Annotated in this window: 13 protein-coding genes; 5 read left to right on the forward strand and 8 right to left on the reverse strand. The window is 69.5% G+C overall.

What is annotated here, in order from left to right; translation table 11 throughout:
• Positions 1 to 3 precede the first annotated feature (3 nt).
• From tsaB to uppS, 5 genes are all read right to left on the reverse strand, one after another.
• Positions 4 to 738: a tRNA (adenosine(37)-N6)-threonylcarbamoyltransferase complex dimerization subunit type 1 TsaB gene (gene tsaB, locus SYV04_RS03160; RefSeq protein WP_321544070.1), complete on the reverse strand. Its 735-nt coding sequence runs from the start codon at positions 736 to 738 to the stop codon at positions 4 to 6.
• Between the two features lie 10 nt (positions 739 to 748).
• Complete coding sequence (locus tag SYV04_RS03165; protein ID WP_321544071.1) at positions 749 to 1,225, reverse strand: septal ring lytic transglycosylase RlpA family protein; 477 nt, start codon at positions 1,223 to 1,225, stop codon at positions 749 to 751.
• A gap of 8 nt (positions 1,226 to 1,233) precedes the next feature.
• A complete protein-coding gene (rseP, locus tag SYV04_RS03170) occupies positions 1,234 to 2,850 on the reverse strand; it encodes an RIP metalloprotease RseP (protein ID WP_321544072.1) in 1,617 nt (538 codons plus the stop codon).
• 75 nt (positions 2,851 to 2,925) lie between these two features.
• Entirely contained in the window at positions 2,926 to 3,753 is an 828-nt protein-coding gene (locus SYV04_RS03175) for a phosphatidate cytidylyltransferase (protein ID WP_321544073.1), read from the reverse strand.
• Positions 3,750 to 4,538 carry a polyprenyl diphosphate synthase gene (gene uppS, locus SYV04_RS03180; protein WP_321544074.1) on the reverse strand — a complete coding sequence of 263 codons (789 nt, stop codon included), beginning with the start codon at positions 4,536 to 4,538 and terminating at the stop codon, positions 3,750 to 3,752. Before uppS ends, SYV04_RS03175 begins: the two co-directional genes overlap by 4 nt.
• 208 nt (positions 4,539 to 4,746) lie before the next feature.
• Here uppS and SYV04_RS03185 point away from each other — a divergent pair, with 208 nt between their 5' ends.
• Both SYV04_RS03185 and SYV04_RS03190 read left to right on the forward strand, forming a co-directional pair.
• Entirely contained in the window at positions 4,747 to 5,907 is a 1,161-nt protein-coding gene (locus tag SYV04_RS03185) for a serine/threonine-protein kinase (RefSeq protein WP_321544075.1), read from the forward strand.
• Positions 5,904 to 6,842, forward strand: a complete 939-nt coding sequence (locus SYV04_RS03190) for an RluA family pseudouridine synthase (protein WP_321544076.1) — start codon at positions 5,904 to 5,906, stop codon at positions 6,840 to 6,842. Before SYV04_RS03185 ends, SYV04_RS03190 begins: the two co-directional genes overlap by 4 nt.
• Here SYV04_RS03190 and SYV04_RS03195 read toward each other — a convergent pair.
• Positions 6,823 to 7,236, reverse strand: a complete 414-nt coding sequence (locus SYV04_RS03195; RefSeq protein WP_321544077.1) for a secondary thiamine-phosphate synthase enzyme YjbQ — start codon at positions 7,234 to 7,236, stop codon at positions 6,823 to 6,825. The genes SYV04_RS03190 and SYV04_RS03195 overlap by 20 nt on opposite strands.
• A gap of 42 nt (positions 7,237 to 7,278) precedes the next feature.
• Between SYV04_RS03195 and SYV04_RS03200 the strand changes: the two genes are divergently transcribed.
• Positions 7,279 to 8,478: a DNA polymerase IV gene (locus SYV04_RS03200; protein ID WP_321544473.1), complete on the forward strand. Its 1,200-nt coding sequence runs from the start codon at positions 7,279 to 7,281 to the stop codon at positions 8,476 to 8,478.
• Between the two features lie 196 nt (positions 8,479 to 8,674).
• Here SYV04_RS03200 and SYV04_RS03205 read toward each other — a convergent pair whose 3' ends face one another.
• Positions 8,675 to 9,910 (reverse strand): multidrug effflux MFS transporter, encoded by a 1,236-nt coding sequence (locus SYV04_RS03205; RefSeq protein ID WP_321544078.1) that lies wholly within the window; start codon positions 9,908 to 9,910, stop codon positions 8,675 to 8,677.
• 74 nt (positions 9,911 to 9,984) lie between these two features.
• Here SYV04_RS03205 and SYV04_RS03210 point away from each other — a divergent pair, with 74 nt between their 5' ends.
• Entirely contained in the window at positions 9,985 to 10,887 is a 903-nt protein-coding gene (locus SYV04_RS03210; RefSeq protein WP_321544079.1) for a LysR family transcriptional regulator, read from the forward strand.
• Positions 10,888 to 10,961: 74 nt separating this feature from the next.
• Here SYV04_RS03210 and pcnB read toward each other — a convergent pair whose 3' ends face one another.
• Complete coding sequence (gene pcnB, locus SYV04_RS03215; RefSeq protein WP_321544080.1) at positions 10,962 to 12,683, reverse strand: polynucleotide adenylyltransferase PcnB; 1,722 nt, start codon at positions 12,681 to 12,683, stop codon at positions 10,962 to 10,964.
• Positions 12,684 to 12,757: 74 nt separating this feature from the next.
• Here pcnB and SYV04_RS03220 point away from each other — a divergent pair, with 74 nt between their 5' ends.
• The gene (locus tag SYV04_RS03220; RefSeq protein ID WP_321544081.1) at positions 12,758 to 13,771 is read left to right on the forward strand and encodes an NAD-dependent epimerase/dehydratase family protein; all 1,014 of its coding nucleotides are present in this window, start codon (positions 12,758 to 12,760) and stop codon (positions 13,769 to 13,771) included.
• The last annotated feature ends 31 nt before the right edge of the window (positions 13,772 to 13,802 follow it).

Genomic DNA, 13,802 nt, shown 5'->3' on the forward strand with positions numbered 1-13,802 from the left:
GACTCAGTCTTCCTTGAGTCGGGCAGTGGGCGCCGGGCCCGGCAGCGGAGGGAACTTCGGGTTGCGCTCCGGCTCGGAGGCGCGCACGTAGTGCGGCTCCAGCGCGAAGAGCGCCTCCAGGGGCTGAGACTCCGGCAGCCGCGCCAGCCGCGCCACCTCCACCGCCGAGGGGAAGGTGGGCCCCTCCAGCAGCCGAGCGGGCGCGACACCCGCCTTCACCAGGGCGGCGCGGTAGTCCCCCAGCGCGGGGCCCAGCGCGAGCGCCTCGGGCTCGGCGGCCATCCTCGCGGCCACCTCCTCGGGGGACATGGCCGTCTCCGGCGCCAAGGCCACCACGCTCTTGCCGCTGCGCCGGTAGGCCCCCAGGTACAAGTCGTCCTTGCGCGCCACCGCGAGGCAGAAGAGCGGCGGGCCCTCGGGCCCCTCCAGCGCCACCGCCGCCAGGGAGGAGGCTCCGGCCACCTTCAACCCCGCCGCGTACGCCAGCGCCTTCACCGTGGCCAGGCCGATGCGCAGCCCCGTGAAGGAGCCCGGCCCCAGCCCCACGGCCAGCCCCTCCAACTGAGAGAGCTTCACCCCGTGCCGGGCGAGCAGCTCGCCCACCACGCCAGGCAGCACCTCGCTCTGCTTGTGCGGCGGCCCGAGCACCACGTGCTCCAGGGCGCGCACGTCCTCGCCCACCCGCTCCACCAGGGCGAGCGACAGCGACAGCGTCGAGGTATCCAGCGCGAGCAGCACGGCCCCTCCTCTACCCCGGCAGCGCCTGGCGCGGGGGAGAAAAGGCGGAGGACGGCTCCTCGCAGCGGTACAGGCGCACCCGCGCCAGCCCCTTCTTCACCATGTCCAGCTTGCGCGCCGCCCCCAGGGACACGTCGATGATGCGCTCGTCCTTGAAGGGGCCTCGGTCGTTGACGCGCACCTGCACCGAGCGCCCGTTCTCCATGTTCACCACCCGCACGCAAGTGCCGAAGCGCAGCTTGCGGTGGGCCGCCGTCATGGCCTCCTGGTCGAACTTCTCGCCGCTCGCCGTCGGCCGGCCGTGCAGGCCCGGGCCGTAGTACGAGGCGAGCCCCTCGCCCAGGTACGTCTTCGAATCCGGCTCCGGCTCGGGCTTGCCCGTGCTCGGATTGGAGGCCCCGGGACGCTCCCGAGGCAGGGGCCGGGAGGCGCGCGAGCTGCAGCCCGCCAGCACTCCAAGCCCCACCACCACCCAGAGCCGCCGCACGCTTGGGCTCACCGGGTGATGTCGTTGAACATCGCCACCAGCATCAGCGCCACCAGCATCGCCAGTCCGATGACGTTGGCCACCTCGCGCACGCGCACGGGGATGGGGCGGCGGCGGATGGCCTCCCACCCGGCGGCCACCAGGTGGAACCCGTCCAGGATGGGGATGGGCAGCAGGTTCATGACGCCCAGGTTGATGGAGATGATGGCCATCAGGTTGAGGAAGTAGTCCCAGCCCAGCTCGCTGCTCCGAGAGGCCATCTGGTACATCATGATGGGCCCGCCCACGGAGCTCAGCGGCACGTCTCGGGTGACGAGCCCGGCGATGGCCTTCACCGTCTGCTTGGTGATGGTGGGGACGATCTTCGCCGACTGCTGCAGCGCCTCGCCCCAGCCCATGTTCACCGTCACCTTCTCGGCGGGAGCGCGCTCGGCGATCCACCCCTGCACGCCCAGGCCCAGCTGCTGCGTCTCCCCCGCCTCGCCCAGCACCTTGAGCTGCGCCATGGCGAGCTGCTCCTTGCGCTCACCCTCCTTGCCCCGCCACGTCAGCTCGAAGGGCTTCTCGGCCAGCCCCGTGAGCTCCACGGCGAACAGCGAGAAGGAGCCCAGCGGCTTGCCATTGAACGCCACGAGCCGATCGCCCGAGCGCAACCCGGCCTTCTCCGCCGGACTGCCCGGCGTCACCGCCGCCAGGTACAGCTCCGCCGTCTCCACCCCGAGCGCCGCGTACCCCTGCTTGTCGGCCTGCTTCTCCACCCGGAGCTTCACCACCTCGGGCACATGGCCCGTCACCGCGCCCGCCTCCACTGGCTTGGAGCGCTGCACCGTCAGCTCCAGCGCGCCCTGGTGCTTGTCCAGCACCTGGTAGAAGGTGGCCTCGTCCGGAACGAGCGTCCCGTTGATGGCGAGAATTCGGTCGAACGTCTTCAGCCCCGCCTGCTCCGCCGCCGAGCCGGGAGGCACGCCCACCACGGGCGAGGGGGAGCTGACCTCCACCCCCATCACCCCGCGCTCGATGGTCTCGATGGGGCTGGACTCCACCCGCTTCATCGGCGTCACCATGATGATGGACTGGTTCTTGTCCCGCTCGACGGTGATGGGGATCGGCCGCTCGAAGCGGTCCACGAACGCGTCGCGCATCTCCTCGTAGGTGCGCACCCGCTCGCCATCCACCGCCACGACGACATCTCCCGGGTGCAGCCCGGCCTTGGCCGCAGGCGAGTCCGGCATGACGTAGCCCAGCCGCGTGGAGACGGCCTGGTGGTCTCCCAGGAAGACGAAGAAGTAGATGATGACGGGGAAGATGAGGTTGAAGGCCGGGCCGGCGATGACGATGGCCATGCGCTTCCAGGGCGGCTGGGCCAGGAAGCCCCGCGAGGCCTCTTCCGGAGCCAGCTCCTCGCCAGGAATGTCCCCTGCCATCTTCACGTAGCCGCCCAGGGGCAGCAGCGCCAACTGGTACTCCGTCTCCCCTTTGGTGAAGCTCAACAGCTTCGGGCCAAACCCCAGGGAGAACTTGAGCACCTTCACCCCGCAGGCCTTCGCCACGAGGAAGTGCCCCAGCTCATGGACCGTAACCAGGACACCGAGCAGGAGCGCGAAGAACCCGAGACTCTGGAACATGGGCGCAACACTAATCGCGCCGACCCGGATGGACAACGCACATCCGTCCACACTGCCCAGCCGAGCACACAGCCGCTACGACAGCAGGCCCCGGACGAACTGCACGTAGAGGAAGACCAGGGGCGCGTTGAAGATCAGCGCGTCGATGCGGTCCAGGATTCCGCCGTGCCCGGGGATGAGCTTGCCCGAGTCCTTCACCCCGTAGGCGCGCTTGAGCATCGACTCGCATAAGTCCCCGATGGGGCCGAAGATGCCGCCCACCACCCCCATCACCACACAGTCGACCACGGTGAAGTGGGGGAAGAAGCCTGCCCGGGCGATGAACATGCCGCCCACCGAGCCCACCATGCCCCCGAAGAAGCCCTCCCACGTCTTGTTCGGGCTCACCTCCACATACAGCTTGTGGCGGCCCAGGAAGCGGCCCGCGAAGTAGGCGGCGGTGTCATTGGCCCAGGTAATCACCAGCGCGCAGATGACCCAGGACAAGCCGTTCTCGAGCAGGCGCACCGCCGACAGGGCCGTGAGCCCCACCGCGCCGTAGAGAAAGCCCGTAATGAGGTGGGCGGCGCGCACGGGCGCCTCGGGCAGCGGCCCGCGGATGAGGTGGTAGGTCCACGCGAAAAAGAAGACGCCCGCGGTGAGCCAGAAGGCCACCTCCCCCACGTGCTCGGGGTTGCGCAGGGGCACCAGGGGCACCAGGCCCGCCAGCACCAGCCCCACCCATGCGGCCGGGGTGAGCTTCTTCATCGTGATGGTGTAGTACTCGCTGGCGCACGCGGCAGCCGCCACGCCCAGCAGCCCCGCGCTGTAGGCGCCGCCCTTCCACAACAGGAAGAGCACGACGGGCAGCAGCACCACCGCCGAGACGATTCGGACGACGAGGTTCTTGTTCTTCTCGTTCACGCCTTGGCCCGTTGGGTTTCCTCGACCTGGATCTGCGCCGACGTCAGCCCGAAGCGCCGCTCGCGCTGCTGGTACTGCTGCAGGCAACGCAAGAACGCCTCCGAGCGGAAGTCAGGCCACGCCACGTCCGCGAAGATGAGCTCGGCATACGCCATCTGCCAGAGCAGGAAGTTCGATATGCGAAACTCACCGCTGGTGCGCACCACGAGATCCAACGGCGGCAGTCCACGAGTCCACAACTGAGCCTCGAAGTCCTGCTCGGCGATGCGCTCGGGAGCCACCTCCCCGCGCGCCACGGCGTGGGCGAGCTGCCGCGCGGCATGCACCAGCTCCTCGCGCCCGCCGTAGGACAGCGCCAGTGTGAGCACCATGCCCTGGTTGTGGGCCGAGTCCACCCGCAGCCGCTCCAGCGGGTCGCGCACGAAGCGCGGCAGCTTGTCCACCTCGCCAATGGCGTTGAGGCGGATGCCGTTGTCGAGGATCTCCGAGTACTCGCTGACGAGGAACTCGCGCAGCAGATCCATCAACCCCGCCACTTCCTCGGCGGGGCGGGCCCAGTTCTGCGAGGAGAACGCGTACAGGGTGAGCGCCGACAGGCCTACCCGTCGTGCGACGCGCGTCACCTCTCGCACACTGGCGGACCCCTCGCGGTGGCCCTCCAGGCGCGGCAGGCCGCGCATCTCCGCCCACCGCCCATTGCCGTCCATGATGATGCCCACGTGGCGGGGCAGCGCACGGAGCTTGACCTGTTGTTCGAGCGCGCTGATGGCAGCGGGGCGTTCCATGAAGCGTGGCACCTTAGAGGCACGGGCGGGCCCCGTCCACGGGAGTGTGCGCCAACGGTCGCCTCGGGCCCCTGGTTGGTCGCTGGGTGGAGGTGAGCGGCGCACATGCTCGGAGCTACCCATGAGGACAGGTGTTTTGGCGAACAACGCCTGGCCCCGGAGGCTGTTTGACCCTGGAGCGACCTGCTCCGTAGGATCGTCTCCGCACATGCCCCCCAAGTTGATTGGTCCCTACCGCGTCATGGAGACGCTTGGCAGCGGAGGTGTCGGGACCGTGTACCGGGCCCTGGACCGCCGCACCAACGATCCCGTGGCCGTCAAGCTGCTGTCGGCGGCGCCCGCGCTGGACACGCGCGCGGCGCGCCGGCTCGCGCGCGAGTACGAGACGCTGGCGGACCTGGCCCACCCCAACGTGGTGCGGGTGTTCGACGTGGGCGTCTTCCAGGGCTACCCCTACCTCGTCATGGAGCTCATCGAAGGGCTCACCCTGCGCAACTACCTGGACCTGGCGGGCACGGACATGGGCTCGCCCTCGGGCTCGTTCTCCTCGCCGCGCTCGCGCGCCCTGCCGGAGGACGACTCCGACTCATGGGGAGGTGGGGACTCGGCCGCGGAGGACGACGCGGAGGACTCCAACGAGGACGCGGGCCCCTCGCCATTCGACTTGTCCGCCTTCGCCGAGGAGGGGCCCAGCGAGGACGTGGGCGTACACGCGGGCGCGGCGTCGCTGCGCGCGCTGGCGGACGCGGTGGACGAGCCGGACACGGGCGGCTCGATGGACATCGACGTGCCCGTCAACCTGCCGGATCCGAAGGTGCAGCTGGTGGAGCGGCGCATCCAGGAGGCGCGCACGGATGAGCTCAACCGGCCCGAGCGGCTGGGGCGGCTCAAGGATGCGATGCTGCAGGTATGCGAGGCGCTGGCGTACATCCACGGGCACGGGTTGGTACACCGGGACCTGAAGCCCTCGAACATCATGGTGGACGAGGACCGGCAGGTCCGACTGATGGACTTCGGGTTGGCGAAGTTCCTGGCGGATGACGGAGGCCTCACCGGGGATGGGCGCATGGTGGGCACGTTCCGGTACATGTCTCCGGAGCAGATTCTCGGCGAGCCGCTGGATGCGCGCGCGGACCTCTACAGCCTGGGCGTCATCCTCTACGAGCTCTTGAGCGGGCGGCCGCCGTTCGACGCGAAGACTCCGAGCGCGCTGTGGCAGCAGGTGCTAGAGGTGGAGCCGGCGCCAATCCTGGCGATCAATTTGAAGGGCGACCCTCAGCTGGCGCGGGTGGCACACCGCCTGTTGCGCAAGGAGCCGGATGATCGGTTCCAGACAGCCGAGGAGGTCTACGAGGCACTGGCCGAGTGAGTACACAGAAGGTGCATACGCTCAACGTGGAGGCCGCGAAGGCGGGCCAGCGGGTGGACCTGTTCGTGGGCGAGGCGCTGGGCCTGTCGCGAGCAAAGCTCAAGCGGCTCTTCGAGGAGGGCGCGGTCCGGGTGGACGGGCGCCCCGCGAAGAAGGGCCTGCTGGTGACGGTGGGCCAGCGCATCAGCGTGGCGTGGGAGGAGGAGACGCGCGAGGCGGTGCCGGACGCGGACTTCCCGCTGGTGGTGCTGCACGAGGACGCGGCGCTGGTGGCGGTGGACAAGCCCGCGGGCCGGCCCTCGCACCCGCTGCGACCCGGAGAGACGGGCACGGTGGCCAACGCCCTGGTGGCGCGCTTTCCCGAGTGCGCGCAGGCCTCGGAGGACTCGCGCGAGGGTGGGCTGTGTCACCGGCTGGATATTGAAACCTCGGGCGTGCTGCTGGCGGCGCGCACGCGCGAGGCGTGGCAGGCGATGCGCACGGCGTTCGGTGGGCGCGAGGTGGACAAGCGCTACCTGGCGCTGGTGACGGGGCCTCTGGCGGACGAGGGCGAGATTGAAATGCCCCTGCGCCACCACCCCCGGCATCCGGATCGGGTGGAGCCCACCACGCCGGACGCGGAGGGAGCGCGCCCGGCCCACTCGCTCTTCAAGGTGCTGGCGCGCGCGGGGGAGTACAGCCTGGTGGAGGTGCAAATTCTCACGGGCGTGCTGCACCAGGTGCGCGCGCACATGGCGGGCGTGGGAGCGCCGCTGGTGGGCGACACGCTCTACGGCGGACGCGAGGAGCCGGGGCTCACGCGGTTCTTCCTGCACGCCCAGGTGCTGGGCTTCACGCACCCGGTGACGGGCAAGCAGGTGAAGGTGGAGAGCCCTCTGCCTGCGGACCTTACCGCGGTGCTCCAGCAGCACGGGCTCACTCGCCCATCACCTTGATGATGACGCGCTTGCGGCGCTGCCCATCGAACTCGGCGTAGAACACCTGCTGCCAGGGCCCGAGGTCCATCTTCCCCGCGGTGACGGGGATGATCACCTGATGGTGGACGAGCAGGGACTTGAGGTGCGCGTCCCCATTGTCCTCTCCGGTGCGGTGGTGGCGGTAGTCGGGCCCGTGGGGCGCGAGCTCCTGGAGCCACTCCCAGATATCCTCGTGAAGCCCGGACTCGTCGTCATTGACGAAGACCCCGGCGGTGATGTGCATGGCGGAGACGAGCACCATGCCCTCCTGGATGCCACTCTTGCGCACCAACCCCGCCACGGTGTCCGTGAGGCGGACGAGCTCGCGCCGCGACTTCGTCTCGAACCAGAGGTACTCGGTGAGGGTCTTCATTTCGATGCCCCGTCGGGAAGGTTCGCTACAGTGATGACCGCCATGCGCGCCATCATCCACGTCGACATGGACGCCTTCTACGCGTCCGTGGAGCAGCGGGACAATCCGTCGCTGAAGGGCAAGCCGGTCATCGTCGGTGGGCATGCGCAGCGCGGAGTGGTGGTGGCGGCCTCCTACGAGGTGCGGCCCTTCGGCGTGCGCAGCGCGATGCCCATGGCGCGAGCGATGAAGCAAGCGCCACATGCCATCGTGGTGAAGCCCCGGTTCGCGGCGTACGCGGAGGCGAGCGAGCAGGTGTTCGCCATCTTCGAGCGCTACACGCCGCTCATTGAGCCGCTCTCACTGGACGAGGCCTTCCTGGACGTCACGGCCTCGGTGGGATTGTTCGGAGCACCGACGGACATCGCTCGGCGCATCCGCCGGGAGATCGCTGACGAGCTGAAGCTGCCGGCCTCGGCGGGCATTGCCTCGGTGAAGTTCGTGGCGAAGATCGCCTCGGACCTGGCCAAGCCCAACGGGCAGCGCGAGGTGCCTCCCCAGGAGACGGTGGCGTTCCTGGCGGGGCTGCCGGTGTCGCGCCTGTGGGGCGTGGGACCGAAAACCGAGGAGGAGCTGAAGCGCGCCGGGCTGAAGACGATCGGCGACGTGGCGGCGCGGGACGTGGCGTGGCTGGAGCAACGCCTGGGCTCGAGCGGGCGTCAGCTCTGGGAGCTGTCCCAGGGGCTGGATGATCGCGAGGTGGTGCCAGACCGGGCCGCCAAGAGCGTGGGCGCGGAGGACACGTTCGAGGAGGACCTGACGGGCGTGGACCTCCTGCGACCGCACGTGCATGCCCAGGCGCTGCGCGTGGGCCGGCGGTTGCGGAAGGCGGGCGTGAAGGGCCGCGTGGTGCAGCTCAAGGTGAAGTTCTCGGACTTCAACGTCATCACCCGGCGCACCACCCTCTCCTCCCCCACGGATGACGGGCAGGGGATCTACCGCGCGGCGCTGGAGCTGCTCGAGCGCTCGCACGAGAACAAACCCATCCGGCTCACGGGCGTGTCGGTGCAGTCGTTCGACGCGCAAGAGCCCCAGCAATTGGGCCTCTTCACCACGCCCAACGCGCCGCCTCCGCGCAGCGCGAAGCTCAACGCGACGCTCGACCGCATCGCCGAGCGTTTCGGCTCCAAGGCCATCACCACCGCGGACATCGCGGAGAGTGGTGACTCCACGGACGATGACGACCGCTGGGGCCGGCACTGAGCAAGGGGCTCACTCCCAGATATCTGGGACCAGCCGCTCACTCCCAGATATCTGGGACCAGCCGCTCACTCCCAGATATCTGGGACCAGAGGCACACTTCACTCCTGGATATCCAGGAGTGAGCGCTCATCCGCCTCTAGGAATTTCAGCCTGTTACGCTGTGTGCCTTGCGTTAATGCCACACTCCCAGTGAACCTCAGGCGGCCCGCCGCAAATCCTGATGCACAGGCGTCCCGCCCTTCTCGCGGCCGAGCGTCAGCAGGGCCGTCACCCACGTCGCCACGGCGCACGTACCCATCACGGCCGCCATGGGCCACAAGGTGCCGTCATTGAGCAGCCCCACGAGAGACGAGGCCGTAGCCGAGATGGCGTACTGCGTGGAGCCCAGGACGGACGAGGCCACGCCAGCGCGCGACCCGTGGGCCTCCAGGGCCATCGCGGTGGAGTTCGGCAACACGAAGCCGAGGCTCAACAGGAAGACGAACAGGGCCGGAGCGATGGTGGGAACGCTGCCAGTCCCCGTGACCGCGAGCCCCACGAGGACGGCGCCCGCCAGGACCGGGAAGAGCGCCACCGTGACGGTGATGCGCGCGGGTGAGCGCACCGCCAGCAACCGCCGGTTGATCTGCGACGCCCCAATGAGCCCGATGGCGTTGAGCCCGAAGAGCCACGCGAAGTGTTTCGGAGAGACGTGGAGGAACTCCATGAACACGAAGGGCGAGCCGGAGATATAGGCAAACATGCTCGCCTGGGCGAACCCGCCCGCGAGCGTGGCGGCGATGAACCGCTTGTCCTGGAAGAGGGCACGAAGGTTCGTCCCCAGGGACACACGGTTCGCGGCAGCCCCCGCCGCGGTCTCGGCCCGCGGAATGGCGATGACCGAGAACACCAGCGTGGCGACGCCGAGCAGGGAGAGCACCGCGAAGATGGTCCGCCACCCGGAGAACTCGAGGACCCATCCCCCGAGAATGGGCGCGAGGATGGGCGCCACGCCCATGACCAGCATGAGCAGGGAGAGCACGCGCGCGACGTCCCGGCCGCTGTAGCGGTCACGCACCACGGCCCGGGCAATCACGGGGCCGGAGGCCCCACCCACCGCCTGGAGGAAGCGCAGCGCGATGAGCCATTGGATGCTCGGCGCGAACGCGCAGGCGACAGAGGCGAGGATGTAGAGCGCGATGCCGAAGAAGAGCGGCTTGCGGCGGCCGAACCGGTCCGACAGGGGGCCATAGGCGAGCTGGCCCACGCCCAGCCCGGCGATGAAAGCCGCCAGGGTGAGCTGGACGGCGGAGGCGCTCGTCCCCAGTGCCCCCTGGATGGTGGGGAGGCTCGGCAGGTACATGTCGATCGACAGCGGGGCGAACGCGCACAGCGAGCCCAGCGCGAGGATCAGCACGGAGTGCCGGGAAGGAGTGGAGGCAGAGACCATCATACCTCTCTAACGGTTGAACTCCGGGTTGACCAAGGGCCGCCGGGCGAAAACACTGTTCTGCCAGGAGAACAATCATGAGCGCTTCCCTGGACGATCTCGTCGCGATGACCGTCTTCGCCCGCGTGGTGGAGTCCCACTCGTTCTCGGGAGCAGCGACCCGACTCGGCGTCTCCAAGTCGGTGGTGAGCACCCGGGTCGCTGCGCTCGAGCGCCGGCTCGGTGTCCGGCTCATCCAGCGGACGACGCGCCGCCTGTCCATCACCGCCGAGGGCGCTCAGCTCTACGAGCGTTGCGCGCACCTGCTCTCGCTGGCGGACGAGGCCTCGGATCTCCTCGGGGACGTGAGCCCCCTCCCCGAGGGCACCCTACGGGTCGCCGCACCGGTGGGAATCGCCCTGCACCCGCTCGCCGCACTGCTCGCGGAGTTCGCGGAGCGCTACCCCCGTGTGCAGGTGGAGCTGTCCGTGTCCGACCGGCAGACGGACCTGCTCGCGGAGGGCTTCGACGTGGCGATCCGCATCCGGGAGCATCCCCAGGACCGCTCCTTCATCGTGCGCAGGCTGGGAACCGAGCGGATCGTCATCTGCGGCGCGCCCCGCTACCTCGCCCGGCACGCGCCCCTCCAGGAGCCGCACGAGCTGCTGCGCCACAACTGCCTGCGCATGACGGGCAGCGAGTGGGTGTTCCGGGCAGACGAGGACTCCATCGTCGTTCCCGTCTCCGGCACGCTCAGCGTGGACAACATCTCCGTGCTCCGAGAGGCGACGCTCGAGGGCGTGGGGCTGGCCCGGCTGCCGCGCTCCCTGGTGCATGGCGACCTGAAAGAGGGCCGACTGCGCACCGTGCTCGACGCGTACTCGCCAGGCACACTCGCCATCTCCCTGGTCTACCTGCAGCGCAAGCACCTGCCCCGGAAGGCGCGCGTGTTCATCGACTTCATGACCGAGCGCTTCCGCAAGGCGTTCCGCGAGGGATGAAGCACTCACCCGCCCGAAGGCAGGCGCATTGTTCCGACAAGGAAACAATGCGCCACGGCCCGGGACAGCGGCGACTACGCGTCGCTCGACTCAGCGGACTCGGGCTCGTCCCCCGCGTCGTCGGAGTCAGAGTCGGAGTCGGAGGAAGAACCTTCCGAGGAGCCTCCCGAAGCGCTCTCGGCGGACGCTCCATTGGACTCGGCGCCTCCAGAACGCCCGCCCCGGCGGCGCCGGCGGCGGCGGCGCTTGCGGACGCCCTCCCCCTCCCCTGCCGAGCTCTCGGAGGGGCGCTGGGGCGGCACGTCGCCGCTCTTCCACGCCTGCAGCGCGTCGCGGAACTCCCCGGTGGCCTCCACCGAGAGCTCGAACACCACCATCGCCTCGTTGAAGAGCGGGTGGCGGCGGAAGGCCACGCTGCGCCGGCGGCGCTCCCCGGTGAGGGTGCGCTGGGCCATCAGCAGCAACCGGCAGCGCTCGGCGATGCGGCGGGGCAGCCGCGCGCTCTGCACGAAACCCGCGAGCAGCTCTTCGATGGCCTGCGCCACCGAAGGCTGGGCCCCGGACTCCTGGGACTCCGCCGGGGGTGGCGCCGCGCGGCTGATGGGCATCAGCAGCGTGGCCAGCAGGATGGCGTCATCCAGCGGCTCGCCCTTCGCCACGCGCCGGTCGAGCGCCTCGGCGAAGGCGTAGAAGATGCGCTCACCCTCGCGGCCGTGCTGCTTGAAGTAGGCGTCCACGGGCGGCAGGAGGATCTTCAGCGCATCCAGCGCCGCCAGCAGCTTGAGGCTGGGAGCCGCCACGCCGCCGCGGATGAGCCGGAACGTCTCCTCCAGCAGGCGCGCCGGAGCGCAGCGCGGCAGATCCTCCACCGCGCCCTCCATCGCCGCGTAGGTGCGCGACTCGATGTCGAAGCCCAGCTTGCTGGCGAAGCGCACCGCCCGGAGGATGCGCACCGGATCCTCGCGCATGCGGATCTCCGGGTCGCCGATGGTGCGGATGTACTGCTCGTCCAGGTCCCGGCGACCGCGCACGTAGTCAATCACCCGGCCCTCGGGCACGTCATAGAACAGGCCGTTGATGGTGAAGTCGCGGCGGCGGGCGTCCTGCTCGGCGGTGCCGAAGACGTTGTCGTGGGTGATGAGCAGGTCATCTCCCCCGTTGCCGTTGCCATTGCCGCCCTCGTCGGAGGGCGCCTCCTCGGGGCTGGCGTCCATCTCCAGCGGGTTGGCGCGGAAGGTGGAGACCTCGATGATCTTCCCGCCCTTGAAGTAGACGTGCGCCAGCCGGAACCTGCGCCCGATGAGGCGGCAGTTGCGGAACGTGGCGCGCACCTCGCCGGGGTGGGCGCTGGTGGCGATGTCGAAGTCCTTCGGCTTGCGCTTGAGCAGCAGGTCGCGCACACACCCGCCCACCAGGTAGGCCTGATGGCCATGCTGGTGCAGCCGGAGGACGACCTTCATGGCGTCCGGGTCGAGCTCGCGAGGGTCGATCTCCGCCGGCTCGCCGGTGCGGGTGGTGGTAGGGGCAACGAGCTCGCCCTCGGGGGGAACGGGCTCGGGGACGAGCACTTCGGGGGACTTCTCCACGGACTCGGCCCGGGGCTCTTCGACGGGCTCGGTCGGGAGGGGCAGGCCCATCGGCTCTGCCTGGGTTTCCAACTCAACTTCGGACATGGGCTCCTCGGCCTCGGTCTGGGAAGCCGTGCGTGCCTCGGAAGAGGCGGCCTCGCGCGCGTCATCGGGCGCAGGCTGTGCAGGTTCGCCAGCGGGCGGTATTTCGGTCGAATCTCGCGTCATCGCGTTCGGGCCCCGACATTGGGACTGTCGGGGCAGCCGTCCTATACCGCATCCTCCCTACAGGGGAGTAGCGCATGAAGACATTGTTGACGGGAGCCACGGGCTTGCTTGGCGCCAACCTGGCCCACCTGCTGTGCTCACAGGGTGAGAAACCACGCCTGCTCGTCCGGGAGGCCAGCGACCGGCGGGGGCTCCGAGGGCTGGTCTACGAGGAGGCCCGGGGGGACCTCTTCGACGCGCCGGCGCTCCGGGCGGCGCTCAAGGGCATCACCCACCTCTACCACGTGGCGGGCACGGTGCGGTTCGACCCGTTCTCTCGCAAGGACGTGGCGCGCACCAACACGCAAGGGACGCGGGATGTGATGGAGGCGGCGCGCACCGCGGGGGTGAAGCGCGTGGTGGTGGTCTCCAGCGTGGCCTCGGTGGGACATGGCACGCTGGACAGGCCCGCCACCGAGGACTCCCTCTACAACTTCGAGGGAGACAACCCCTACCACCTGTCCAAGCTGGAGGCCGAGAAGCTGGCGCTGGCCTACTCGGATGCTCAGATGGAGGTGCTGGCGGGCAACCCCAGCTTCGTCATCGGCCCGTACGACGTGCGGCCCTCCACGAGCGAGCTCGTGCTCCAGGTGGCCCGAGGCCTGACGCCGGTGTACCCGACGGGCGGCTGCAACGTGGTGAACGCGATGGATGTGGCGCGAGGGCTCCAGCTCATCATGCGCCAGGGGCGCCCCGGTGAGCGCTACCTCCTGGGCGGAGAGAACCTCACCTTCCGCCAGCTGCTGACGATCATCGCCGAGGAGGCGGGGGTGGCTCCGCCGCGCATCTTCCTGCCGGACACGGCGGTGCGGATTCTGGGGCGCGTGGGAGACACAGTGGGACGGCTCTCGCCGGACCTGTTCAAGTACATCAACACGGCCTTCCTGCAGGCGCTGATGATTCCGGCCTACGTGTCCTCGCGGAAGGCCGAGCTCGAGCTGGGCTATCGCCCGCGTCCGGTGCGCCTGGGCGCCCGCGAGGCCCTGCGCTGGTTCCAGCAGGAGGGCATGCTCTCGCTGGACAAGACCCTGGCTCCCCCCGAGGCCTGAGCGCGCACGCGGGATTCCCATCTTCCCAACC

Origin of the sequence: Hyalangium ruber (assembly GCF_034259325.1) — a bacterium.
GTDB classification, from domain to species: Bacteria; Myxococcota; Myxococcia; order Myxococcales; family Myxococcaceae; genus Hyalangium_A; species Hyalangium_A rubrum.

Coding starts and splice junctions, on each gene's coding strand:
- SYV04_RS03185 (WP_321544075.1), top strand. CDS start 4,747: ATGCCCCCCAAGTTGATTGGTCCCTACCGCGTCATGGAGACGCTTGGC.
- SYV04_RS03210 (WP_321544079.1), top strand. CDS start 9,985: ATGAGCGCTTCCCTGGACGATCTCGTCGCGATGACCGTCTTCGCCCGC.
- SYV04_RS03195 (WP_321544077.1), bottom strand. CDS start 7,236: ATGAAGACCCTCACCGAGTACCTCTGGTTCGAGACGAAGTCGCGGCGC.
- pcnB (WP_321544080.1), bottom strand. CDS start 12,683: ATGACGCGAGATTCGACCGAAATACCGCCCGCTGGCGAACCTGCACAG.
- rseP (WP_321544072.1), bottom strand. CDS start 2,850: ATGTTCCAGAGTCTCGGGTTCTTCGCGCTCCTGCTCGGTGTCCTGGTT.
- uppS (WP_321544074.1), bottom strand. CDS start 4,538: ATGGAACGCCCCGCTGCCATCAGCGCGCTCGAACAACAGGTCAAGCTC.
- SYV04_RS03200 (WP_321544473.1), top strand. CDS start 7,279: ATGCGCGCCATCATCCACGTCGACATGGACGCCTTCTACGCGTCCGTG.
- SYV04_RS03220 (WP_321544081.1), top strand. CDS start 12,758: ATGAAGACATTGTTGACGGGAGCCACGGGCTTGCTTGGCGCCAACCTG.
- SYV04_RS03205 (WP_321544078.1), bottom strand. CDS start 9,910: ATGATGGTCTCTGCCTCCACTCCTTCCCGGCACTCCGTGCTGATCCTC.